This is a genomic window from Paracoccus indicus, from assembly GCF_003056335.1.
GTDB classification, from domain to species: domain Bacteria; phylum Pseudomonadota; class Alphaproteobacteria; order Rhodobacterales; family Rhodobacteraceae; genus Paracoccus; species Paracoccus indicus.
Window position 1 is genome coordinate 1 of the sequence record NZ_PYWA01000017.1, and the last position, 8,200, is coordinate 8,200.

Annotated in this window: 8 protein-coding genes and 1 pseudogene; 5 read left to right on the top strand and 4 right to left on the bottom strand. The window is 54.6% G+C overall.

From position 1 onward, the window contains the following. On the bottom strand, positions 1-170 hold a 170-nt coding region (locus DDE75_RS16865), incomplete at its 3' end, for a transposase (protein ID WP_245894789.1). A gap of 191 nt (positions 171-361) precedes the next feature. Between DDE75_RS16865 and DDE75_RS16870 the strand changes: the two genes are divergently transcribed. The 5 genes from DDE75_RS16870 to DDE75_RS16890 all read left to right on the top strand — a co-directional run bounded on the left by DDE75_RS16870 (position 362) and on the right by DDE75_RS16890 (position 4,914). After that, entirely contained in the window at positions 362-1,516 is a 1,155-nt protein-coding gene (locus DDE75_RS16870; protein WP_162799101.1) for a hypothetical protein, read from the top strand. Between the two features lie 66 nt (positions 1,517-1,582). After that, on the top strand, positions 1,583-2,665 hold the full coding sequence (locus DDE75_RS16875) for a GSCFA domain-containing protein (RefSeq protein WP_108503552.1): 1,083 nt from the start codon (positions 1,583-1,585) through the stop codon (positions 2,663-2,665). Further along, complete coding sequence (locus tag DDE75_RS16880; protein ID WP_108503553.1) at positions 2,655-3,401, top strand: hypothetical protein; 747 nt, start codon at positions 2,655-2,657, stop codon at positions 3,399-3,401. Before DDE75_RS16875 ends, DDE75_RS16880 begins: the two co-directional genes overlap by 11 nt. Before the next feature lie 111 nt (positions 3,402-3,512). Next, a complete protein-coding gene (locus DDE75_RS16885) occupies positions 3,513-4,265 on the top strand; it encodes a hypothetical protein (RefSeq protein ID WP_162799102.1) in 753 nt (250 codons plus the stop codon). Between the two features lie 322 nt (positions 4,266-4,587). Continuing rightward, entirely contained in the window at positions 4,588-4,914 is a 327-nt protein-coding gene (locus DDE75_RS16890) for a PRC-barrel domain-containing protein (protein WP_245894788.1), read from the top strand. Between the two features lie 149 nt (positions 4,915-5,063). Here DDE75_RS16890 and DDE75_RS16895 read toward each other — a convergent pair whose 3' ends face one another. The 3 genes and pseudogenes from DDE75_RS16895 to DDE75_RS16900 form a co-directional block, all read right to left on the bottom strand. Next, the gene (locus DDE75_RS16895) at positions 5,064-6,164 is read right to left on the bottom strand and encodes a polysaccharide pyruvyl transferase family protein (protein WP_108503555.1); all 1,101 of its coding nucleotides are present in this window, start codon (positions 6,162-6,164) and stop codon (positions 5,064-5,066) included. 630 nt (positions 6,165-6,794) lie between these two features. Next, the gene (locus DDE75_RS17410; protein WP_162799103.1) at positions 6,795-7,784 is read right to left on the bottom strand and encodes a hypothetical protein; all 990 of its coding nucleotides are present in this window, start codon (positions 7,782-7,784) and stop codon (positions 6,795-6,797) included. A gap of 294 nt (positions 7,785-8,078) precedes the next feature. Beyond that, positions 8,079-8,200, bottom strand: a pseudogene (locus tag DDE75_RS16900) (IS5/IS1182 family transposase); the annotation flags it as partial.

Here is an 8,200-nt window from a genome sequence, read left to right on the forward strand (position 1 = left end):
TACTTGGCCCTGAGCTTGTAGAACGTCGCCGCGCTGAGCCCATGACGGCGACAGACCTCCGCCGTCGCCATTCCGGCTTCCAGCTCCTTGATCATCCCAATGATCTGCGCCTCGGTGAAGCGGCTTTCCCTCATGTCGTCTGCTCCTTCGTCGTGGAGCAAACTCCACATTAAACCGAGGGACGTTCCGGCGCGCAGGTCAGCACCATAACTCAGAAAAAGGGAATTCTGCAATTCCATGACGGCGTTAACCTTCCGTTAACGATAGGACTCGACAAAAAGACGCATTTTGTGAAAGTTAAAAGAAAGTCCAATGGATTAGCTCCCTTTTTGTCTATATTAATAAATACGGGTTTGGTCGCTTGAATAACATGCTGGATTCGGGCCGATGCTCGATCATCTATGTCATTGATCCGCCGCATCTGGTGTCGCCAGCTGCTCCGCTGTTGATTTCACTCAGGAAACACCACCCCGATGCAGTGATCATTCCCTATTGTCCCAAGGGAACGTTGCAGGACATTCCCGAGCGTGTGCGCAAGTTCCATCAGGATATGAATGCTCCGATCCGCGAATTGACGCGCGAACTGGCATTCAACCGGCGCCGATACAACAAGCCCTATCTGCATGGGAACAAGATCCTGGCGGTAGCTGAGCGGCGCGACACCGAGTTCTGCATCTTCATCGATACCGACACCTACATCACCTGCCCGATGGACGATCCGCGGCTGTTCCAGACCGATGCGGTCGGCGTCGTGCCTGAATCGGTGGCAGGCTTTGCGCGGCGCTTCATCGAGGTCTGGGATGCGACCTATGCCATCTTCGGACTGAAGACGCCCGAGGAACGCGTCAGGATGCTGCGCACCGATCGCGAACATCCACCCTATTTCAACGCGGGTTTCGTGGCCTTCCCGGAGGTGACGCCCTCGGGAGACCGCTTCGGAGAGCTGTGGCTGGATACCGCCATGACGCTGGACTTCGACGACAGCGTCGACGACGAGGCCAAGCGCCCCTGGCTGGACCAGGCATCCCTGCCGGTGGCGATCGCACGATCCGGTGCCCGTTACGAGGAGTTGGGCCCCGAGTTCAATTATCCCGTCGATGGCAAGGATTTCCCGCCCGGCCCGCAGATCCGAATGTATCACTATCACGGAATCGAACGACTGCAGGAAGCCGATCACACCGCCGAACTGGAGGACCTGCTGGTCGGTAGCGGCCTGTTCCGGTCGCTCGACCACTATCTGGAACCGCTGAACGAAAAGCGCAAGCATGCCGCGGTCTTCTGGCAGCAGATCGGCGATGAAGCCGCGAGTCGTCGCGAACTGAAGCAGCAGATGGCCGAAGCGGACCGGTCCGAAGATGCAAAGTTCAAGAAGCTGCTGAAGGAATCCAAGCATCGCGAACAAAAGCTGCGCAAGGAATGTGCCCTGATCGTCGAGGATAAGTACTACGATGCGGATTGGCTGATCCGCAAACCCGCCAAGGCACGGAAGGTCGCGGTCTCCACCACATCCAAGTAAGCCGTCGATCGCGCGGTGTGTCAGTCTGGATTTGCGTTCTGTTTTACGAGTTGAGGTCAGGTCGAAATGAACCCCTACAGCAAACTACCTGCGCAGGCGTATTGGCGGACGGGCGTTGCCCGTCATGCCGGGTCAGGGAAACTGCTGCCGAAACTGTGGTCGCCCAAGATCGCGCTGTCCAGGGAAGACAGCTTCCTGACGGTCGGATCATGTTTCGCCCAGCATATCGGCAAGGCCCTGCACCGGGCGGGGCTGAACCGGATGCTGGTCGAAAAGGCGCCCGCGGTCTTGCCCGAAAAGATGCGGGAACAGTTCGGCTATGGCCTGTTCTCGTTCCGGACGGGAAATGTCTACACCGCTTCGATGCTGCTGCAATGGCTTCGATGGATGGCCGATCCGTCGCGGATGGACCGCGAGATCTGGGGGGAGGGCGATGAATTCCATGACCCGGTCCGCCCGTCGATCGAACCCGGCGGTTTCGAAAGCGTCGACGATCTGTTCGCCGCACGCGATGCGACCCTGACGGCACTGCGGCGGGGAATCGAGCAGGCTGATGTCTTCATCTTCACTCTGGGCCTGACCGAGACGTGGTCGAACAGGGAAACAGGTCTTGTCTATGCCAGCTGCCCCGGCACGCAGGCTGGCGATTTCGACTCCGATCGCCATCAGTTCACCAACGCCCGCTTCGCCACGGTTCTGGACCAATTGCAGCAGATCCGTGATCTGCTGCATGGCGTCAATCCACGGATGAGGATGATCCTGACCGTGTCGCCCGTACCCTTGACCGCAACCGCGGTGCCGGGTGCGCATGTGCTGGTCTCGACGGTGAAATCTAAATCCATTCTGCGCGCTGTTGCAGGCGAGATGGCCGATCTGCACGACGATGTCGATTACTTCCCCTCGTACGAACTCGTCTCGCACCCGGCGCTGTCCTTGCCGATGTTCGAGGCCGACCGGCGCGAGGTGACGCCAGAGGGTGTCGCCTTCGTCATGCGCCACTTCCTTGCGGGACTTGGCGTCGACGAGATGGATGCAGGGCCGCCGCGTCCGGATGAGGACGCCCAGGCCCGGGCCCGGGCCGATATCGCCTTGGCCGAGGGCGATGCGATCTGCGACGAGGTCGAACTGGACAAGTACAATGAAAACTAGGATCGAGCGCGCCTACCTGGAGGCTTCCGTCATCGGCGACAGCCATGCCATGTCGGTCTGGAAACACCTGGCCCCCGCGATCGTCTTCCGTCATTCGATGACTGCGCCGGCCAAGCATTTCGACGGTCAATTCTATACCGCGGAGAAGGGGGGGCTGCATATCACCTCGGCCATGATCCGCGAGGCGTTTCCCCGCGCAGATGCCGATGTCATCCAGGTGATGGTCAAGGCCCGTGAAAGGCTGGACGCGCAATTGCAGACCATCCTGGCGGCGGGCCTGCCGGTCGTGTCGTCCCTTGGCGCGGCCAGCTATCGCTTTGCCCGCCGTGTGCAATCGGCCGATCCCGACAACGGGGCGCTCTTCTCGCGCAAGATCCTGCGGGCGGCGGCCGGCGATTATGTCGAGACATTCGTCGGCTTTCACGAGGAACTGTTGCGACATGTACCGGCGGTGTCGTTCCTGTTGGGGGCGTGTCGTTATCCCGACAATCAGAAGGATGCCTGGCTGGCCTATGATCAGGTGATGATCGACCGGCTTTCGGCGATCGGGGTCAGGATCATCGACGTGCGGGCGCAGACGGGGGACGATCAATTGCGGCTGCTGCCCGAGTATCAGGCCCAGGACGTGCTGCATGGCAACGACCAATGGTGCCAGATCGTGGCCGAGCGCATCATCGACCAGGTCGGCCCGCCCACCGGACAACCGCAGAAGGCTGCACAGCTGCAATCGAAATAGGGGTGCTTCCGGGGTGACTGTTGCATGCCCCCCCGCACGGCGCCCATCACGTCAACACATCAGGCGGCAATACACTCCATGATCATCTGCCATTCCCGCAAGTTCATTTTCGTGAAGACCAAGAAGACCGCCGGAACCACGGTCGAGATCGCCCTGTCGCGCGCCTGCACCGAAGGCGACATCGTCACCGATCTGGCCGAACGCCGTGAACCGCGTTTTGCCAACGAGCCTGCAAACGCGCTGTCGATGCAGAAGAACCTGTTCGACATCGACAAGGGCGGCAAGCGTCAGCAGTTCGGCTTCAAGGAGCATTCCAACATCGCCCATCCCTACATGATGTTCGGAGACCGTGTTGCCGATTACAAGATCATCACGGTCGAGCGAAACCCTTGGGAGAAGATCATCTCGCAGTTCTTCTATCTGAAGAAGAGCCGTCTGGAAGACAGCGCCGAGTTCACGAAGTTCGTCGAAGGGGGCGAATTCGTGACGGATTTCGTCCTCTATGGCGTGCGGGGCATTCCGTTCTACGATTATTGCATCCGGCAAGAGCATCTGGCCGAAGATCTGGAGCATGTCCGCCGCGAACTGGACTTGCCCGAAAGCGTGGCCATCGGCGACATCACCACCAAGACCACCGAACGCCCGAAAGAGGCCAGCCGCCGTCACGACATGTACGGCGACACGGCCCGACGCATCGTCGAATGCGCCTTTCTGCCGGAGCTTCATCATACCGGCTACAGCTTCGATGCGGTGGATTGCCCGCCGATTCAGCCCAGCCCGCTGCGTATTTCCGCGCGCAAAGCCTTTGCCGCCCATACCGCCAAACGCGTCAAGGATTGGACAATCACGCCGCGTGGCGCGTGATCGGTTCGTCGAAGCGGTTGGTTGGGTGGTGTACGCGACAGGAGCCCGCGTAAACCGAAGTTCCAACTGCTTGGGAAGGAAGCACGGGTGGGGATCGGCTACTGTATTTCAAGAACTCGCAGACACTTTTGGAAACCAATCTGGCCTTCGCACTCGGCGCGGCGTGCAGCTTTTCGCCGCAAAATGCTCAACTGTAATTCAGATGAGATGAATCTGGCAGAAGCAGCACTATGCGGGGCGCTAAAAAGTCGCAGCATTTCGCCTATGGAACGACCCGGTTTGGCCAGCGTTGTGACAGCAACTCGACCATAGGATAGATTACATGCTGAAAAGTTCGATCATTGCTGCCTTAACGATCCCTCTTGCTGGCGCAGCTGTCGCGCAGACGGTGGACGTCTCGGGCTACTCCAGCCTTGATGATGTCACCATCATAGGAAGCAACGACAACAAGATTGGCGAGGTTGAAACCGTGCTGATCGATGACTCTGGCATGCCTGTCGCCGTAGTGGTCGATGTCGAGGACGGGTTCCTCGACATAGGTGACTCCGACGTAGTCGTGCAGATGGATGCCCTGACTTGGGAAGATGGCCGTTACAAGACAACTATGACTGCCGCGGCCATGGGAGAGCTTCCAAAGTGGGATGACTGATCAGTCGGATCGGCCAGTTTGAAGAAGGGAGTCGTGGTTGCGATTCCTATTTTCACGGTACCCACTGGGCTTCAAGCATAGAAAGACCGCCCCTCAGCGTTAGCTGAGAGGACGAAATGTGTTGAGCTGTGATGATCATATTTGGGAAGCTAGAAGAAATCCTTGCGCTCAGGAACCGGAACTTCCTTCGGCAGAGATGCTGCCAGATCCGGGTGCTGCTCCAAGAACTCATCCCAAATATTTTGGCTAAGCCGCTTCATGTAAGCAGCAGCTTGCTCTTTAACTGGCTGAACATGCTCCCAGGGAGAAGAAGGAATTCCGGCTTTAAGTATGTCCATCAGATCATCGGTCATGGGGGAAACCGTCAATTCTTCACACCCAATTGAGCGCATGAATGCCTTGGCCTTGACGACAGGGTTAACACTGATTGTCGGAACACCGTACATGGCGGAGACGATCGTCGTGTGAAGCTTCATACTCAGCACGAGGGAGCATTCACCCAGTGCCCTGCTGATGTCGTTCAGGTTCTCTGAATAGACAACCTCTTTACCCTCATGCCTTAGCAGCTTCGAATTTTCGAAGTCCTTCGCACCATGGCCACCAACACCGCCAATAATATGACGTACTTTCCACCCTTGCGCCGAAAGATAGGCTGCCGCACGCTCCATAATGCGGTACTCTTTCTCGTGCTTTATATGGCGCGTGGTCAGGCCAACAATCGGAGCTCCATCCGGTTTAACCGCTTTTGGCAAGGGCAGGGCAAGCACCATGTCCGGATGATCAGTCACCTTGACCTTAGGCTGGACATGCTCCCGGATCCATGCAGCTGAACCAGCATCGCGATTTGAAATTGATCGGATGTTCTCATCCGTCAAGAAACGCGTCCAGCGCTCCAAAACATTCGGAAGAATGTCCTTACGATTGAGCTCAACGCCAATGCCTGCAACATGCACAGGCCGTCTTAGATAGGACCTGTTGATGAAGTCATGATCGATCTTTTCCCTGTATGGACAAAGAAGATCACCACCGCCGAGGACAATGGCATCCATCATGTCCACGAATTCGTTCTTCAACTTGGACAGATAGGTCTGCTGAGGCAGGCCCGACATCAGAAAGAGCTTCGCCCAAGGTGAGAACCAGTACTCATAGTTCTTCACGTATAGTTCGTCGCCGTAGTTCCCGCGGCCGAATGAGCCTGCAACCCCAATTCTCGGCGTTCTTGCAGCATCGGCCAGTGTTACGCTTGCCATCGGTTAAAGCCCTTCGTCTTTTTGAAAAAATTCAGCCGCCTTGCACTAGACGATTGATTGTCTTTGGACAACTTTAAGACAAGTTCGTCAACATAGTGTTGGATCCGCGTCTAGCCTCCAGCATGCTTTTGTATTGCCCCATCTGAATCTGCTCAGGTTGAGCCTCTGTCCGCATGCCTAGGCCGCGCGCAACAGATGCCGACCTGGAGGCTCGGAGGTGTGGTGCTCGATTACCAGTGCCTGCAAGGACCAAGTCAATAGACCTTGCTTGTCAGGGCTGTGGCGGCGGAAAGTATGGCCTGCATGTGACAGTGCAAGACCAAGCGTACTTACGAACCTGACGACCCTTCAGCTGGAAGATTTGCTACACCGTGCTCGGCCCACTCACTCGGCCCAAGGCTTCACTGTTGAGGCCTAGCGGCTAGGCCACGATCATGTAGACGAAAGATGACTCTTGCTTGATCATAACTTTGATCTGTTTGCTGCACACAAGGAATACTTCTTGGAGCTGCCCGATCTGTTCCTTCCCGAGTGTGCATTCTCTCTGAGCTTATGCTAACGAAAGTATAATACAGAATAGAGCTTTGCAGCGCAGTGTGTCGCAAAGGAGATGACTGATAGGAGTTTAATTCATTGCATTCCAACTATTCTTCTAAGGTTTTTTAGGGCGTTGTGATCGTAATAAATTAGGTCGCTTATGTCTTCGACATCTTTAACGTTTCGAGAGAACGAAGGCGCGAATGGATATCGCTTTGTGAGGTCGACACCATGAATTTCCTTGAGCCACAAATGTGTGGGAGTTGGACCATCTAGGATTTTAGAGAATTCTGGTTTTAAAGATGGTTTGGTGTATCGACCTGGGTATTGTGTCTGTTCTGAGCTGATTAAATTAATCAGTTTCTTTGTATCTTCCGTGAAGATGTTTTGCTTATCTGCATGGTTATTTTTTCGATACTCTTGAAGTAGGATCATGCCTTCGGCACATAGGCTTACGTTGGCTTTCTTCGTGGTTCTTGAAAATTTCGCACAATCGATTTTATTGTGATAACAAAAATCTGAGGTGATATCATTATCTATTAATCCAGATTTCGAGAATTTTCTAATTCTTAGTTTTGCTATGGAGGAAAGTAATTTTAATCTTTCCAAGTTAATCGCAGGCAGTGGGCAAATTTTTCCACTAGCTTTGAGGTGTTGTTGGATGAGAGAAACATAGTGTTCAGAAGGCGTTCTCATGTATGCAAATAGTTCAATTTCGCCACGAAAGTCAAAATTCTCTCTGATGAAGTCAGGTAAATTTTCAAGGCGACGGGAAGAGAATAAAAACTCACTGGACAGAAGTAACGTGTGAAATGTTGATCCTGAAAATTGGGCTATAGTATCCCTCCAAATCTCAATGGATTCTTTTCTAGCTTTCTTGTAGTTATTGCCGACATGAATCACCATTGATCTCTGAATATTTTTAGAAAATGGTATTGTGAGTTGAGAGTGGTTTATGCCAAATTTCGGACGAGGGTATATAAAGCCCTGTTTTTCCAGTTCTTTGCGATTGCGCAGAAGAGCTTTTTGTAGAGTGGTTGTTCCAGTTTTGGGCTGCCCAATATGAATCACAATTTTTTTCATCTAAAAATTATTTCCGGTTTCACGTTGCGCAAATTGTTTTCCAGAGCTGCTGATGCAGGCTGGCGGTCCACCCCAACTTCATCGCATAGCTTATGCTCTTGGGGCGCGTATGCCAAGCAATCGGCGGTAGATTATTGTTCGGTGGCATGCACAGGAACAGAAGGCATTTGGCGCTTTGGCTGAATGGTGGGGGGATCATGAATCGATCAGTAATCCGCAACGCCATTCTGCCCTCTGATTTTCTAACTGTTTGGGCTGCCTCAGCGTGCGGCGCTTGCCCCTTGCCGCGCTAGGTCATGTTGACAAATGGCGGAGCCAGAGACGGATCGAGGTGATGTCGATGAACCCCAAGAAGCTCTCTGCGGTTTTGTCGTAGCGGGTGGCGACGCGGCGGGCGTTCTTCAGCTTGTTGAAGC